The sequence below is a fragment of the Aeromonas cavernicola genome (assembly GCF_002795305.1).
Lineage (GTDB): Bacteria > Pseudomonadota > Gammaproteobacteria > Enterobacterales > Aeromonadaceae > Aeromonas > Aeromonas cavernicola.
Genome location: NZ_PGGC01000027.1, coordinates 41,730 through 58,699, shown reverse-complemented (window position 1 = coordinate 58,699; position 16,970 = coordinate 41,730). Strand labels below are relative to the sequence as shown.

The 16,970-nt window shown below is 48.9% G+C and carries 13 protein-coding genes; 8 read left to right on the top strand and 5 right to left on the bottom strand.

The features are described from left to right. The 5 genes from fliD to CUC53_RS03515 all read right to left on the bottom strand — a co-directional run. Positions 1-652 (bottom strand): flagellar filament capping protein FliD (fliD, locus tag CUC53_RS19150; RefSeq protein ID WP_236757856.1); only part of this gene is annotated, 652 nt, incomplete at its 3' end. Next, positions 652-918: a flagellin hook IN motif-containing protein gene (locus CUC53_RS19145; protein ID WP_236757857.1), complete on the bottom strand. Its 267-nt coding sequence runs from the start codon at positions 916-918 to the stop codon at positions 652-654. The genes fliD and CUC53_RS19145, both read right to left, overlap by 1 nt. An 842-nt stretch (positions 919-1,760) precedes the next feature. Then, positions 1,761-3,089: a 30S ribosomal protein S12 methylthiotransferase RimO gene (rimO, locus tag CUC53_RS03525; RefSeq protein WP_100292873.1), complete on the bottom strand. Its 1,329-nt coding sequence runs from the start codon at positions 3,087-3,089 to the stop codon at positions 1,761-1,763. A 220-nt stretch (positions 3,090-3,309) separates the two neighbouring features. After that, positions 3,310-3,885, bottom strand: coding sequence for an SAM-dependent methyltransferase (locus CUC53_RS03520; protein ID WP_100292872.1), 576 nt, complete (start codon positions 3,883-3,885; stop codon positions 3,310-3,312). An 82-nt stretch (positions 3,886-3,967) separates the two neighbouring features. Further along, positions 3,968-4,609: a TetR family transcriptional regulator gene (locus CUC53_RS03515; protein ID WP_100292871.1), complete on the bottom strand. Its 642-nt coding sequence runs from the start codon at positions 4,607-4,609 to the stop codon at positions 3,968-3,970. Positions 4,610-4,749: 140 nt separating this feature from the next. Between CUC53_RS03515 and CUC53_RS03510 the strand changes: the two genes are divergently transcribed. The 8 genes from CUC53_RS03510 (at position 4,750) to CUC53_RS03475 (ending at position 16,761) form a co-directional block, all read left to right on the top strand. Further along, a complete protein-coding gene (locus tag CUC53_RS03510) occupies positions 4,750-5,928 on the top strand; it encodes an efflux RND transporter periplasmic adaptor subunit (protein WP_100292870.1) in 1,179 nt (392 codons plus the stop codon). Between the two features lie 17 nt (positions 5,929-5,945). Beyond that, the gene (locus CUC53_RS03505) at positions 5,946-9,098 is read left to right on the top strand and encodes an efflux RND transporter permease subunit (RefSeq protein ID WP_100292869.1); all 3,153 of its coding nucleotides are present in this window, start codon (positions 5,946-5,948) and stop codon (positions 9,096-9,098) included. Between the two features lie 684 nt (positions 9,099-9,782). Beyond that, positions 9,783-10,886 carry a dTDP-glucose 4,6-dehydratase gene (rfbB, locus tag CUC53_RS03500; RefSeq protein WP_100292868.1) on the top strand — a complete coding sequence of 368 codons (1,104 nt, stop codon included), beginning with the start codon at positions 9,783-9,785 and terminating at the stop codon, positions 10,884-10,886. A gap of 153 nt (positions 10,887-11,039) precedes the next feature. Beyond that, complete coding sequence (locus tag CUC53_RS03495; RefSeq protein ID WP_100292867.1) at positions 11,040-12,080, top strand: Gfo/Idh/MocA family protein; 1,041 nt, start codon at positions 11,040-11,042, stop codon at positions 12,078-12,080. A 15-nt stretch (positions 12,081-12,095) separates the two neighbouring features. Then, positions 12,096-13,370 (top strand): Vi polysaccharide biosynthesis UDP-N-acetylglucosamine C-6 dehydrogenase TviB, encoded by a 1,275-nt coding sequence (gene tviB, locus CUC53_RS03490; protein WP_100292866.1) that lies wholly within the window; start codon positions 12,096-12,098, stop codon positions 13,368-13,370. Between the two features lie 88 nt (positions 13,371-13,458). Next, entirely contained in the window at positions 13,459-14,034 is a 576-nt protein-coding gene (gene wbpD / locus CUC53_RS03485; RefSeq protein WP_100292865.1) for a UDP-2-acetamido-3-amino-2,3-dideoxy-D-glucuronate N-acetyltransferase, read from the top strand. Beyond that, positions 13,955-15,139, top strand: a complete 1,185-nt coding sequence (locus CUC53_RS03480) for a DegT/DnrJ/EryC1/StrS family aminotransferase (RefSeq protein WP_272896749.1) — start codon at positions 13,955-13,957, stop codon at positions 15,137-15,139. Before wbpD ends, CUC53_RS03480 begins: the two co-directional genes overlap by 80 nt. 365 nt (positions 15,140-15,504) lie before the next feature. Continuing rightward, entirely contained in the window at positions 15,505-16,761 is a 1,257-nt protein-coding gene (locus tag CUC53_RS03475; protein ID WP_100292863.1) for a lipopolysaccharide biosynthesis protein, read from the top strand. The last annotated feature ends 209 nt before the right edge of the window (positions 16,762-16,970 follow it).

Below are 16,970 nucleotides of genomic sequence, written 5' to 3'. Positions count from 1 at the left end.
AGATGTGTATAAGAGACAGCAATGATGCTTCGTATTTTACCAGCTGTTCATTTGCGGTTATTTGTTTTTGATTTAAAACACGTAAATCTGCATTCAGCTTATCTGTTCTTTGAGCCAATAGACCACCAGATTTAGTATACTCTTTCAACCCTTGGTTAAGGATATTGGCAATGCCATCCTCTCCCCCGAATAACGCAGAAACTTGGTCAAAGTTTTTATCAAGCGCGTCATCGAATTTCTCTTTATCAAGAGACAGTTTACCTTTATTGTCCATCTTGACTCCAATTTCAAATGCGGTTGAATAGGTCGAGCTTGACTTACTCGGACTGCTCAATTTATTAGCTACGAAGTCACCAATTAGCCGAGTTGTTGAGTCGCCAGCTAATAGTCCACCATCATTTTGTTTCACACCCGCAATGATGGTACTGCGTTTTCCTAACTCATCCATTTTGTCTTGGAGCGCATTGTAGCCATCGATAAACTGCTTAACCATATCCTTGACAGCGGTTTTATCAGTTTTAATTTCTACCTTGTTAGACTTTATATTTCCTGAGCTATCTTTATCCGAAACACGTAATACAGTCAGTTTTAAGCCTTGAATAGAATCATCAAATAAATTGGTATTGCTATTGATGGTGTTACCATCAACCACTATTTGAGCACTTTTAGCATCACGAGTTTTTTAATTATGCTCGACAGCGAATCCAATTCGGCATTATTTCCAGTAATGGTTAAGTTATTACCATCCCCAGACACTCCAGAATCAATAACCAGTTTTGCTTTACCTTCTGCAGCAATGATATTGGCAGTGAGTCCGAAATTATTACCGTTTTCGTTAATCCGACTACGAATAGTTTGTAGGGTATCGCCAGCTTTGACGCCAACAGCAAACGCCTTGCCACCGGCATTGAATGTCAGTTGACCATCTTGGGTAACAAGGGGGGTGGTTGAATTATTAAAAATGCCTTCAAAGCGGCTGGTCTCAGCTAGTTTATTAACGNNAAAAGCCGTGATTGATGATTTTAGCTGACCAATACCTGAAAGCGCTATCTGAGTCGTATTTTGCTTGGTAATAATGGGTCGGGAAAACTGGGCTTTTTTAGCGGTAAGACTGGCAGAAATTACACTTTCAAGATCGATTCCAGATCCAGCACCAGCATAGGTAAATTGCATGTCATATCTCCTTAATGTGCAATATATATTGCGGTCTAGCAATAAATCACGCTTCGGATTGGCGCCAGCATCTCCCTGTCGTAACAACAAAATCTGGGACATCCACCTTGTTGAACAAGACATAATGCCACCAAATCTCACGCTACCACCCGTGGATTAGTGTTCCCAATATGCCCTGTTAACCAGTGTTAGCCGCAGCTCACCACCGATGAATAGGCATGGGGCTACCATACTACTTCAATCGAAACTGATTTAACTAGCCAAAAAAGTCGAGTGAGCATCGGTCATGGCTGATTTTTTGCGCTAGTTCAATAAATCGCAGAGATAGAGATAAGGTTGAGAAGTTCCATGGCGGCCCTGATTTTTCTTAAGGTAAGGGGTGTGGCGTGTGGCTTGCCATGGCGCTAGGCTGGCAGGAACTGGTGATACACGGCCTGTATGTCAGCTCATGGCAAGGTGCTGCATGATATGAGCTAGGTCTACTTTTGTTGCCGATCCGTTTTTGCTAATGGCAGTTGGCCAATAAAAAAGCGCCGGCAGGCGCTTTGGTCATTGACTCGTGTTCAATCAGGATGAGTCACGTTGGCTTAGCCGATCAGGCTAGCCCACAGGTCATATTCATCGGCTTCGTCGATCCGCACCTTGACCATGTCCCCCGGCTTGAGGCTGGTTTCGCCGTTGAGGTAGACCAGACCGTCGATCTCTGGCGCATCGGCGAACGAGCGGCCAGTGGCACCCTCTTCATCCACTTCGTCGATGAGTACGGTCATCTCCTGCCCCACTTTGCGGGCCAGCTTGCGGATGGAGACCTGCTGTTGCAGCTCCATAAAGCGCTGGAAGCGCGCTTCCTGCACGGCATCCGGCACCGGATCCGGCAGCTCGTTGGCTTTCGCCCCATCAACGGGGCTGTATTTGAAGCAGCCGACCCGATCCAGCTCCGCCTTGTCGATAAAGTCCAGCAGCATCTGGAACTCTTCCTCGGTCTCGCCTGGGAAGCCGACGATAAAGGTGGAGCGCAGGGTGATTTGTGGGCAGATCTCGCGCCACTGCTGGATCCGCTCTAGGGTCCGTTCGACCGAGCCGGGGCGTTTCATCAGCTTGAGAATGCGCGGGCTAGCATGTTGCAGCGGGATGTCGAGGTACGGCAGGATCTTGCCATCGCGCATCAGCGGGATGACGTCATCCACGTGCGGGTAGGGGTAGACGTAGTGCAGGCGCACCCAGATATCGAGCTTGGCCAGCTCTTCGCACAGGGCGACCATGCTGGTTTTGACCGGCATCCCGTCGTAGAAACCGGTGCGGTGTTTCACATCGACGCCGTACGCGGAGGTGTCTTGCGAGATCACCAGTAGCTCCTTTACGCCGGCTTCTTTTAGGCGCTTGGCTTCCGCCAGCACGTCGCCGATGGGGCGGCTCACCAGATCCCCGCGCATGGAGGGGATGATGCAGAAGGTGCAGCGGTGGTTGCAGCCTTCGGAAATCTTCAGATAGGCGTAGTGGCGAGGGGTCAGCTTGACGCCGTGGGCCGGTACCAGACTGGTGAAGGGGTTGTGGGTTGGCTTCTCCACGTATTTATGGACGTGGCTTAGTACCTCTTCATAGGCGTGGGGGCCAGTGATCTCGAGCACCTTGGGGTGGATCTCGCGTATCTGGTTCTCTTTGGCGCCGAGGCAACCGGTGACGATCACCTTGCCGTTCTCGGCCAGTGCTTCGCCGATCGCTTCGAGCGACTCTTGCACTGCGCTGTCGATAAAGCCGCAGGTGTTGACGACGACCAGTTCCGCATCGTCATAGCTGGGCACCACATCGTACCCCTCGGTACGCAGCTGGGTCAGAATACGTTCGGAATCAACTAGGTTTTTCGGGCAACCCAAGGAGACGAATCCTACTTTGGGGGCCTGTTTTGTGTTGGACATCGCTCAATCACTCTTAGGTAGCTCTTCTTTAAGGGCGCGGATTTTACCGGAATGGCTAACCAAAAACTATACAGTCAATTGAGTGACAATAAACAATCGTGGCTGCAGTGAAGGGAGAGTGTGGTCTCCCCCATAGGTGAGGTTGCCCGCACGCTTAACCCATCCCCACGGCTTAAGAGCGCTCTATTAAGCGGCTACCGCCACCAGCAGCGAGTCTTCCCTAAGTCATCGCGACCCGTTGCAGCACGCAATGCAATATCTGTGGCTCACCCTGTTGATGGGACGGTGCCAGCCAAGAGTGGGCCAGTTGGAAGGGGGTATGCTGCAGCAGAAAATCGGTGAATGAGCGCTGGGCAGGGATAATGGCTGACGCGGATTGAGGCCCTGCGGAGGGGACGCGCTCAGGTTGAACCTGCACCGCGCAATAGAGCCAAGCGGCTTTTTTGAGCAGACCGCCAAGGTGCTGCAGCAGCTGAGCCAGTGCGGCATCGCGCGGATGAGGCTGCACCTCTGCGAGCCAAATGCCATCGTAAGGTAATACCGAGTGAAAGTCGGTGACATGGCAGATCCGCACCGGCTGCGAGTAGCGCCCAGAGGCTATTTTAGCCAGCGCTAAATTGGGTTCACAGGCGGTGACGACATGACCTTGTTGGCGCAAATAGTCCAAGGTGTCGTCTACACTGCCGTGCGCATGGAGCAGGTGGGCGCCATCAGGCAAGGCAGCCAGAAAGCAGGCGCGGGCCGCGACCAGTTGAGCGGTGGGGCGCAGCGCAGTGGGGGGAGCAATATAGGGCACAAGCACAACCTCAGACAGGGGACAGAGACGTTAATAAACCGATCGTGACGTTACCAAGAGGGTAAGCAAACCCGTTGGGTGTTTATTGCAGCTTCGTGGCAGGTCCATTCGCCAGTTGCAACATGGCAAAGATGCTGTCGAGCAGATAGTCCGCTTCCTTAATCAGATCAATGCGCTCAGGGAAGTGCAGCCAGTTAAGGATGTAGCCATCGAGTGTGCAGTGCAGCAGGGTTGCCGCTCGTTGCAGATCCAGGGTGTCTGGTAACTGGCGTTGTCGCACGGCGTTGGCAAGAGAGGTTTCCAAGTCGCGAAAGAAATGGCCGGAATGATTGCAGATATGCTCACGTAGCGAGGTCGATTCGCGCTCCAGTGATTCGAGGTTAAAGAGAATGGTGAACATCTGTTGGTGCGCCTGATCGTGAGTAATCTTGGTCAGCAACTCTTTGAGAAACCCCCGTAAGTTACCCAATGGATCTGGCTCTTGTTCAGCAATACAGGCGTTGAGTTGGCGAGAGAGGGGCTGACACAGCTCTTGCCAAAGCGAAAAGAACAACTCCTCTTTGTTTTTGAAATGCCAGTAAATTGCACCGCGAGTCAGCTTGGCTGCATTGGCGATATCGGTCAGGCTCGTTCGGTTTAGCCCGTGTGAACAAAACAAGTCCAGCGCCGTGCTCATGATATGGCAGCGGGTTTGTTGTGCCTCTTCTTTGGTGCGTCTGGCCATCGGGTTTTACGCCTTGATTTATGTAAAAAGTCACTTACATACATTAGTGAATGTATGTATATTGCCTCATCTTTCCGATTTTACCAACAGGGCTAGCGTAGCCCTGATTGTTCATTGACTGGCAGAGGCTTAGGGGTTTCATGCATAAACATATTGTTGCTCGTTCAGTGGGGCTGGCCTTGTTGGCAACCGGCTTGCTGGCAGGTTGTGGTGATAAGGGTGGCGCGGTCGCCAATCAGGGGGCAATGCCCCCCGCCGCGGTCGATGTGGTCACGCTAGAGAGTCGCCCATTGCAGTTAACCACCGAGTTAACTGGCCGCAGTGCGCCACTGCGGGTGGCTGAGGTACGCCCCCAAGTCAGCGGCATTATCTTGAAGCGACTCTTTGCCGAGGGCAGTGATGTGAAAGCGGGCGATCTGCTCTATCAGATTGATCCGGCTGTCTATCAGGCGGCGGTCGCCAGCGCCAAGGCCAATGTGGCTAAGGCCGAAGCCAACGAGCAGAGTGCGCGCCTCAAAGCCAAACGTTATCAAGATTTGCTGCAGGCTAAATCCATCAGTCGCCAAGATTATGATGATGCCGATGCCAGCTGGAAGCAGGCACAGGCGGAGATCATGGCCAGCCAAGCGGCCCTGCGCAGCGCCGAAATCAATTTGGGCTATACCCGCATCACTGCCCCCATCAGCGGCCGTATCGGTAAGTCTGCGGTGACCGAGGGGGCGCTGGTGACCGCTCAGCAAGTGGAAAGCCTAACCAGCATCCAGCAGCTCGACCCCATGTATGTGGATGTACGTCAGTCCACGGCTGATTTACTGCGCCTCAAGCGACTCGTTGCCGAGGGCAAGTTGACCCAGGATGAGAAAAAGGGAGCCAAGGTAACCTTCCAACTGGAAGATGGCTCTGCTTATCAAGACGTTGGCTCACTGCAGTTCTCGGATGTAACAGTGGATGAGACGACCGGCATGGTGACGCTGCGGGTGATCGTGCCCAATGCTCAGCAATTGCTGCTGCCGGGCATGTTTATGCGTGCCACCTTGCAAGAGGGGGAGCGGGCACAAGGGCTGCTGGTGCCGCAAACCGCGGTGACCCGAACGCCCAATGGCGGCGCCACCGTGCTGGTTGTCACTGCGGACAACAAGGTAACGCTGCGTAATGTGCAACTGAGCCGCGTGGTTGGCAGCAGCTGGCTGGTGGAGTCAGGGTTGACCTCTGGCGAAAAGGTGATTGTCGCGGGCTTGCAAAAAGTGAAACCCGGCGCGCAGGTCAATCCGTCAGAGGCGACGGCCGCCCCTGCCGCCCAAGCCTCGGCTAACAAGTAGGATGGAGTAGTCGCCTCATGGCTCGATTTTTTATAGATAGACCCATTTTTGCTTGGGTGATTGCCTTAGTGATCATGATGGTGGGGGCGCTGGCCATTATCGGCTTGCCGGTTGCCCAGTATCCCAGTATTGCGCCCCCCGCAGTGGGGATCACCGCCAGTTATCCGGGCGCGTCGGCCAAGACCGTCGAAGACTCGGTGACCCAGGTCATTGAACAGAACATGACCGGCCTAGATCGCCTACTGTACATGTCTTCCCAGTCTGACTCAGCAGGGCGGGTATCGGTGACCCTCACCTTCCAGCCAGGCACCGATCCTGATATTGCTCAGGTTCAAGTCCAGAACAAGTTGCAGCAGGCAATGTCACTGCTGCCGCAAGAGGTGCAGCAGCAAGGGGTTCGGGTTCAAAAAACCTCCAGCAGTTTCTTGATGGTGGTCGCGTTCATCTCTGGCGATGGCAGCATGAACAACGACGATCTGGCGGATTATGTGGTCTCCAACATTCGGGAGCCACTGAGTCGCTTGGACGGGGTAGGGGAGATCACCCTGTTTGGTAGCCAGTATTCGATGCGGGTGTGGCTCGATCCCAACAAGCTCAATCGTGTCCAGATGACGCCCGGCGATGTGCAAGCAGCTATTCGTGCCCAAAATGCTCAGGTCGCGTTCGGTCGGCTCGGTGGCACCCCTTCGGTCGCCGATCAGCAATTTACTGCCACCATGATGGGCCAGACTCGGCTTTCTAGCGTGGAGCAGTTCAACAACATCTTGCTGCGGGTCAATCAAGATGGCTCCAAAGTTCGCCTAGCCGATGTCGCGCGGGTTGAGCTCGCCGGCGAAAGTTATGATGCAGAAGCACTCTATAACGGCCAGTCCACTGCGGCAGTGGCGATCAAGCTTGCCACTGGGGCTAACGCGCTCGATACCGCTGAAAAAGTGCGCACCAAGCTTGCAGAGCTGTCGGATTACTTCCCCGCCAATATGGCGGTGGTCTACCCCTACGACACCACACCGTTTGTGAAAATCTCCATCGAGGAGGTGGTGCAGACCCTGATCGAGGCGATCATTTTAGTGTTCTGCGTGATGTATCTGTTCTTGCAGAACTTCCGTGCGACGCTGATCCCGACCATTGCAGTGCCGGTGGTGTTACTCGGTACGTTTGGGGTGATGGCGGCATTTGGTTTCTCCATCAATACCCTCACCATGTTTGGTATGGTGCTGGCCATCGGCCTGTTGGTGGATGACGCCATCGTGGTGGTGGAAAACGTCGAACGACTGATGAGCGAAGAGGGGCTTTCGCCGCTGGAAGCGACCCGCAAGTCGATGACCCAGATCACTGGCGCGCTGGTGGGGATCGCCTTGGTGCTCTCCGCCGTGTTTGTGCCAATGGCGTTTTTTGGTGGTTCGACCGGTGCCATCTATCGCCAATTCTCCCTCACTATCGTCTCGGCCATGGTGTTGTCGGTGCTGGTGGCCCTGATCTTGACGCCGGCGCTCTGTGCCACCTTGCTCAAACCTATCAAGCATGGCGAGTCCGGTACCCAGCGCGGCTTTTTTGGCTGGTTCAATCGGGTGTTTGATGCAGGCACCCAGCGCTATCAGAGCGGCGTGCGCAAAATGATCAAACAGGGCGTGCGTTACAGCCTGATCTACGGCGCCATGCTGGCGGTGTTGGCTGTGCTCTTTATGCGGATGCCCACCTCCTTCCTGCCGGAAGAGGATCAGGGGGTCATCATGTCCATGGTGCAACTGCCGGTGGGGGCGACCAAGCAGCGCACCGAAGTGGTGCTGGCGGACATGCGTGACTACTTCCTGAAAAATGAGCAAGAGAACATCGAATCAGTGCTGACCGTGGCGGGCTTTAGCTTCGCCGGTAGCGGCCAAAACAGCGGTATGGCCTTTATCAAGCTCAAGGATTGGAGTGAACGCAATAGCCCAGATCGCAGCGCTAATGCCATCATCGGCCGTGCCATGGGCTATCTGTTTAGCATCAAAGAGGCGCAGGTGTTCGCCTTCAACTTGCCTCCCATCCCTGAGCTCGGGACCGCGACCGGTTTTGACTTCTTCTTGCAAGATCGCGGCGGCATTGGCCACGACCAGCTGATGGCGGCGCGTAACCAGCTGCTTGGCATGGCGGCGCAGGATCCCAACCTCGTGCGGGTGCGGCCAAATGGGATGGAAGATGCACCCCAGCTCGATATTAAGATCGATTACGAGAAGGCGTTAGCGCAGGGGCTCTCCATTGCGGACATCAACAACACCTTGGCGACCGCTTGGGGCTCCTCCTACGTCAATGATTTCGTCGACCGTGGCCGGATCAAGAAGGTCTATATGCAGGCGGATGCGCCTTTTCGGATGAACCCAGAAGATCTCAAGCTTTGGTATGTGCGCAATAGCGCTGGCCAAATGGTGCCTTTCTCTGCCTTTGCCAGCAGCGAGTGGAGTTTTGGCTCGCCGCGCCTTGAGCGTTACAACGGTGTGCCAGCGATGGAGATCGTCGGCGAAGCAGCGCCTGGCAAGAGTACCGGTGATGCCATGGCTGCCATCGAGCAGATGGTGGAGAAGCTGCCACAAGGGGTCGGTATCGAGTGGACCGGGCTCTCTTTCCAAGAGCGTCAGGCCGGTTCACAGGCACCCGCGCTCTATGCCATCTCCTTGCTGGTGGTGTTCCTCTGTTTGGCCGCCCTCTACGAGAGCTGGAGTATTCCGTTCTCGGTGATGCTGGTGGTGCCACTCGGGGTGCTGGGGGCCATTTTAGCCGCCACCTTACGGGGCTTGGAGAACGACGTCTACTTCCAAGTCGGGCTGCTCACCACCATCGGTTTATCGGCCAAGAATGCGATCCTGATCGTCGAATTTGCCAAGGAGCTCTATGACAAGGGGATGGGGCTAGCTGAGGCGGTAGTGGAAGCCGCTCGCCAGCGTCTGCGGCCGATCCTGATGACCTCGCTCGCCTTTATCCTCGGGGTGCTGCCGCTGGTCATCAGCTCCGGCGCGGGGGCAAGCAGCCGTAATGCCATCGGTACCGGCGTAATGGGGGGAATGATCAGCGCCACCGTGCTCGCTATTTTCTTCGTCCCGCTCTTCTTTGTGTTGGTGATGCGTTACTTCACACCGTCGCAGCTAGCGGCAGAGCAGCAGGCTGGCGGCAATGAGACAAAAGATGACCAATGAAATAAGACCTACGGTGGGTAAAGTGGCACAGAAAATATCCGCTTGAACATACGATAGCGTGTTATCTCAGCAGGCAGCCGATAAGGCTGCCTGTTTCTTTACCCATGAATGATATGTTCGAAACAGGTAAAAACGCTGGAATAGCAGTAACGTGTCGCCATATTGCTGAATATTTCACTACCAAATAACGGGCTGGGCAACGTAACGTTTGGATGAAACGCGCAATATCAAGTTGGTTATTAGCTGTAGGTTGCTATCGCATTGTTTTCAAACGAGTTCCATTTAAAATCATCCTGCTATTTCATTTTTAGCTGTTCATTCTGTCTATAAAAGAGATAAAATTCCGCGCCCCAATAGGGCTGTGCTGGAAGCCGCATAGATATCGTCATTGTGTGACGGCATCGACAAATATGCAGGGGATAATCCCCCTTGGAAAAACCAATAATGCTGGAGGACACCATGACCAACAGCATAAACAATCAGGTTAATCGGAGCGCACTGGGAGCTGTAACTCAGGGGCGGTAGCCATGGCTTTTTTTAATAAGCAAGGTGAAGGCGGTTAAATAAACACCTATTTCTGATTTTTTTTAATCCATATTACCCGTCTTTATTTAATGCTTATTGTTGCATCACCCATCTAACGCTATTTCATTTAAACCTGTTGCATGTAGAGATATGACTGCTATGAAAATTCTTGTGACTGGCGGTGCTGGTTTTATCGGCTCTGCCGTGGTGCGCCATATTATCCGCGATACCCAAGACGCGGTGATCAATCTCGATAAGCTCACCTATGCCGGTAATCTGGAATCCCTAGCTGATGTATCGACAAGTGAACGCTATGTTTTTGAACAGGTCGATATTTGTAACCGTGTAGAGCTGGATCGGGTATTTGCCCTGCACCAGCCGGATGCGGTGATGCACTTGGCCGCGGAGAGCCATGTTGACCGCTCCATCACAGGTCCTGCTGACTTTATCGAGACCAATATCGTCGGCACCTATATGTTGTTGGAAGCGGCTCGCGCTTACTGGAGTGGTTTGGATGAGGTACACAAAGCGGCGTTTCGTTTTCACCATATCTCAACCGACGAGGTGTATGGCGATCTGCCCCATCCGGATGAGGTGAGTGCCGGCCATCCTTTGTGGAATAAGCCACTGCCGCTTTTTACCGAAACCACCCCTTACGCCCCCAGCAGCCCCTATTCTGCCTCCAAGGCCTCCAGTGACCACCTGGTGCGCGCCTGGCGCCGTACTTACGGCCTGCCAACCATCGTCACCAACTGTTCCAACAACTACGGTCCTTACCATTTCCCCGAGAAGCTGATCCCGCTGGTCATCCTCAATGCCTTGGATGGCAAGCCGCTACCTGTCTATGGCAAGGGCGACCAGATCCGTGACTGGCTGTATGTAGAAGATCACGCCCGCGCGCTTTATACCGTGGTCACCACAGGTGTGGTAGGGGAGACCTACAACATCGGCGGCCACAATGAGAAGCAGAATCTGGAGGTGGTTCATACCATCTGTGATCTGCTCGATGAGCTGGTGCCTCTGTCTCCCTCGCCCACTCTTAATACTGAAAGGGGAGAGGGCCGGTGTGAGGGGAGAAGCTACCGCGATCAAATTACGTATGTGGCGGATCGCCCCGGTCACGATCGCCGCTATGCGATCGATGCCAGCAAGATGAGCACCGAACTTAATTGGCAACCACAAGAGACTTTCGAATCTGGCATTCGCAAAACCGTGCAGTGGTATCTGGATAACCAGCAGTGGGTTGTAAATGCACGGGACTGAAAATATCAGTGAGCCAACATCAGATGTTGAACCTTATTAATGACACTATCTATGATAAGCGCTTTACCTGTAATCAGGTGTTCATGTTATTTAACAGCCATTTTGATATATTTTACATAATTTAAAATTTAATTATTATATATAGGTATTAATATGAACGTAGACAAAAAAATAAAAATAGCAGTAATCGGTTGTGGTCGTATATCAAAAAATCACTTCGGTTCTATAGAACAACTTTCTGACGAATATGAATTGAGCGCAATTTGTGACAATAATCCAGCCGTATTAGATGAGCATCGTCAGAGATACAAGGTGCCTGCATATCTATCTTTTGATGAATTACTTACAAATGAAAAAATTGATTTGGTTACGCTTTGTACACCTAGTGGCATTCATGCTAGCCAAACAGTCAAGGCTGCAAAGGCTGGTATACATGTAATCACCGAAAAGCCTATGGCCACCAAGTGGGAAGATGGTTTGTCCATGGTTCGAGCATGTGATGAGAGTGGTGTTCGTTTATTTGTGGTTAAACAAAATCGTCGTAATTCTACGCTGCAGTTACTTAAACGTGCGGTAACAGAGAAACGTTTCGGTAAAATTCATATGGTTCATATGAATGTATTTTGGACTCGGCCACAAGAGTATTATGATCGTGCAGCATGGTCTGGAACGTGGGATATGGATGGAGGGGCATTTATGAATCAGGCCACCCACTATGTAGATCTCCTACACTGGTTGATAGGCCCTGTTGAAAAAGTTCAATCAATGCTTTCTACTCACCGTAATATTGAAGTGGAAGATACAGGAGTGGTTAATCTGAAGTGGCGTAATGGTACTTTAGGATCTATGGCTGTAACTATGTGTACTTATCCTCAGAATTTAGAAGGTTCAATCACCATTCTTGGGGAGAATGGTACAGTACGTATTGGGGGCGTAGCTGTAAATGAAATCCAAGAGTGGAATTTTTCTGAATCTAAAGATTATGATAAAGATATAGCACAAGCAAATTATCAAACTACATCTGTGTATGGTTTCGGTCATCCCCCCTATTTTAAAAATGTAGCCGATGTATTACGCGGTAAAGCTGAACCAGAGACAGATGGACGCGAAGGTTTGAAATCACTTGAATTACTAATATCTATATACCGTTCAGCAAGGGATAGTAAAGAAATCGGTTTACCTTTAAACGTCTAATAATAGAGTTTTATCATGAATATAGATAATTTGAATATTGGTGTCATTGGCCTAGGATATGTTGGGCTACCACTGGCTGTCGAATTTGGGAAAAAGTTCCCAACATTAGGGTTTGATATAAAAACAGAGCGAGTAAATGAGTTGCGTTCTGGTCAAGATTTGACTTTGGAGTGTTCACGTGAAGAGTTGATGGAAGCCAATCAGCTTAGCTATACCGACAGACTAGAAGATATCAAACAATGCAATTTTTATATTGTCACCGTACCTACGCCCATTACGGAAGATAAGACACCCGATCTCACTCCTTTGGAGAAAGCATCAGCTGCACTTGCTAGAATAATTAAAAAAAATGATATAGTTGTATTTGAGTCAACAGTCTATCCTGGCGCAACAGAAGAAATTTGTTTGCCAATTATAGAAAAATTATCAGGGTTGAAATTTAATAAAGATTTCTATGCTGGATATAGTCCAGAACGTATCAATCCAGGTGATAAAGTAAACCGTTTAACCACTATTGTTAAAATTACATCAGGTTCAACAGTTGAAGTCGCTGATTTTGTGGACTTGGTATACAGTAAAATTGTTACAGCTGGCACCCATAAAGCCTCATCTATTCGAGTAGCCGAAGCTGCCAAGGTAATTGAAAATACTCAGCGTGACCTCAATATTGCTATTATCAATGAATTTGCAAAAATTTTTAACCGACTTGGCATTGATACTGAAGAAGTTTTAAAGGCTGCAGGCACAAAATGGAACTTCCTGCCCTTTAAGCCAGGTTTGGTTGGCGGTCATTGTATCAGTGTTGACCCTTATTACCTGACTCACAAGGCGCAAGAAGTAGGTTACCGCCCAGAGGTGATTTTAGCTGGGCGTCGTATCAATGATGGGATGGGGGAATACGTTGCCACCCAGCTTGTAAAGAAAATGGCTCGCAATAAAATTCATATTGATGAGGCAAAAGTCTTGGTTATGGGATTCACCTTTAAAGGGGACTGCCCGGATGTGCGTAACACCAAAATCATTGATATCATCAAGGAGCTCAAAGAGTTCAATATGTCAGTCGATATTTATGACAGTTGGGCGGCTAAACATGAAGTTCAAGAGGAATATGACATTGATCTAATTGATCAGCTTGAGCCTGCTAAATATGATGCCATTATTCTTGCAGTAGATCACAGAGAGATCAAAGAGATGGGGGCTGCAGCGATCCGGGCATTGGGTAAACCAGACCATGTTTTGTATGACGTTAAATATGTACTGCCATTGGGTGAATCAGATATCCGCCTATAAATAACACTGCTTTCAATAATATAATATGGCTCATGTAGATATAAGATATTAGCGCGAGTCTATATATTCGTCTGTTGGAGTGGCGATAATGAATTACTTTAAACATGATACGGCCATTGTTGATAATGGCGCGCGAATCGGTGAGGGCAGCCGGGTGTGGCATTTTGCCCATGTCTGTGCTGGCGCTCAAATTGGTGCTGGTGTATCACTCGGCCAAAATGTTTTTGTCGGCAATAAAGTTACCATTGGTGATCGTTGCAAGATCCAAAATAACGTATCGGTGTATGACAATGTACATTTAGCTGAAGGGGTATTTTGTGGCCCCAGCATGGTTTTTACCAATGTGTATAACCCGCGTTCACTGATTGAGCGTAAAGATCAGTATCGTGATACCCAAGTGGGCAAGGGGGCAACGTTGGGCGCAAACTGCACCATAGTGTGTGGTGTGACCATTGGGGAATATGCCTTTATTGGTGCAGGTGCGGTGATTAATAAAGACGTACCTGCTTATGCCTTGATGGTCGGTGTGCCTGCCAAGCAAATTGGCTGGATGAGTGAGTTTGGCGAGCAGTTGGATTTGCCTATTGAGGGGCAAGCACAAGTCATTTGCCCGCATACCGGCGCAATTTACCAACTTGCGGGTAAACAATTACAGAAAATCTAACCTTTTTAAGCAGAAAGGAATTGATATGCAATTTATCGACTTGGTCGCTCAGCAAGCGCGCATAAAAGATAAAATCGATGCGGCGATCCAAACCGTATTACAACACGGCATCTATATTTTGGGGCCTGAAGTTTCGCAATTAGAGCAAGAATTAGCAGAGTTTACCGGGGCAAAACACTGTATCAGCGTGGCCAATGGCACGGATGCGTTGCAAATTGCCCAAATGGCGTTTGGCATTGGCCCGGGTGATGAAGTGATTACCCCTGGCTTTACTTATATCGCCACAGCGGAAACCGTCGCTTTATTGGGGGCAAAACCTGTTTATGTCGATGTGTGCCCGAAAACCTATAACCTCGACCCAGCCAAATTAGAAGCTGCGATCACGCCAAATACCAAGGCAATTATCCCCGTTAGCCTCTATGGCCAGTGCGCCGATTATGATGCCATCAATGAAATTGCGGCTAAATACAATATTCCGGTGATTGAGGATGCGGCGCAAAGTTTTGGTGCCAGTTATAAAGGCAAGAAATCGTGTAACTTAACCACAGTGGCTTGTACCAGCTTTTTCCCGAGCAAACCCTTGGGTTGTTATGGTGATGGTGGGGCTATTTTTACCAATGATGATGAATTGGCTTTGGTGATGCGTCAGATTTCCCGCCATGGTCAGGATCGCCGTTATCATCATATTCGCGTGGGTGTAAATAGCCGTCTCGATACCCTGCAAGCGGCCATCTTATTGCCAAAGTTGGCTATTTTTACCGAAGAATTACAATTGCGTGACAAGGTAGCCGCACGTTATCAGCAGTTACTCAATGAGGCTGGCATTAACACTACCCCCTTTATCGAATCGCATAATACCTCTGCGTGGGCGCAATACACCATCCGCGTTAAAGACCGCGAGCAGGTGCAGAAAAAATTACAGCAAGCCGGTATACCAACCGCTGTGCATTATCCCATTCCACTAAACAAGCAGCCTGCGGTAGCAGATACAAGCGTTAGCCTGCCAATCGGTGATGAAATTGCACAAGAGGTGATCAGCTTACCGATGCATCCGTATATGACGGAAGAAGAGTTACAGCAAGTAGTGCTGGCATTAAGCGCATGAGTTTAATCTATCTGCCTAATATTCAAGGCTTGAGAGCGATCGCGGTTTTGGCCGTGATCGTATTTCATAGTTACCCTGCATGCCTGCCGGATGGCTATGCAGGGCGGGTGCGCTCTTTGTTAAATTTAATAATAAACACATAAATCGAGCAGGTAGTGACCAAGCCTGACTTTCTTTTGCATTAAAAAATAAGTATGCTACTTGATTTCTGAGCATCAAAGTTGTTCGAACTGTTCGAATTTTATACTACTGAAGGTTCTTAATAAATTAAGGGCGGCATCCAGCGTTGTACTTCAGACTTTAACCCGTCCTCACTATCTGAATTCACAATTACTAATTCTTAAATAAGTACACGTCGGAATTAAATGAAAATAAAAAAAAATAATGCATTTATTAGAAATGTGATTACATTGATGACGGGGACAGTTATTGCTCAAGCAATACCAATAGCTATTATACCTGTTCTTACGAGAGTGTTTTCGCCTGAAGATTTTGGTCTGCTTGCGTTATATTCAGCATTAATTTCTATATTAGGGGGGGCCGCAACTGGTCGCTATGAAATAGCTATTATGCTTCCTGAAAGCGATGAAGACGCACGAATTTTATTGCAAGTATCAGTATTGGTGGCAACGATAGTTTCATTAATAATTAGTATTCCTGTTTTTATTTTCAATACTCAAATAGCCAAATTTTTAGGTAATGATGACATTGCGGCTTGGTTGTATCTTGTTCCAATTTCTGTATTTTTTACAGGTGTGTATCAGGCGCTAACTTATTGGAATAACAGACAGAAAAAATTTAGTAATACTGCGGTTTCTCGTATTGGTCAGAGTTTTTTTCAGGGTATATCACAAATATCTTTTGGATTTATGCAGTTAGTAGGGGGGCTTATTTTAGGACAGTTTGTAGGGATTTTTTCTGGATTGCTTTTCCTGCTAAAAAAAGATAAAACTGGTAAGAAGATATTCCAAAAGACTGAGGTTATGCTAATAAAAAAACAGATGTGGAAATATAAAAAATATCCCAGATATGGTATTTTTGGGGCCTTGTGTGATACTGGTGCAGTGCAAATGCCCATTTTGATGCTGACTAAGTTCTATTCTGACTCGATAACTGGTATGTTTAGCCTGACTTTTCGTATTCTTAATATGCCGACATCGATTATTTCATCTGCTATTGCGCAGGTTCTTTTTCAAAAAATAGTCGAGATAAGTAATACGGAACCAGAAAATTTAAAAAAATATATTATAAAGATGTTTTTGTTTCTCTTTGGCATCTATCTACCAGCAGTGCCCATTTTGTTTATATGGGGAGAGCCATTGTTTTCTCTCATTTTCGGACAGGAATGGGGGCGAGCTGGTATATATTCAGGTTACTTAGTCATAGCTGTTGCCATACGTTTTGCGGTTAGCCCATTAAGTGCAGTGCTTGGCTTGGAAAAAAATATAAAGATGGGGGTGTTATGGCAGGTTTTATATCTATGTACTATTACCATAGTACTCTACTTTTGTTCATCACTTTCGGTAGAGCTGTTTCTTATAGCTTTTGTTGTGCATGAAGTGGTTTTATATTTGTTCTATTTGGCTCTTATTATTAAAGGAACTAATGCTGAAATTTCATAATTTCATTAACATAGTGTGATCCCGCCCTGACATCTGTATGGGGTTGACGGTTATCCTACCAAATAAATAGTGGAAAAATTACGGCTGAAGAATGTCTAATGCAATAGTCTGTCGAGGATAAGGGGATTACGATGAATATAAATTTTTCGGGAACAGTATATTTGCAATTTTCAATTTAACAGAGGACTGCAAGTAGCCTTCTCCTTCAA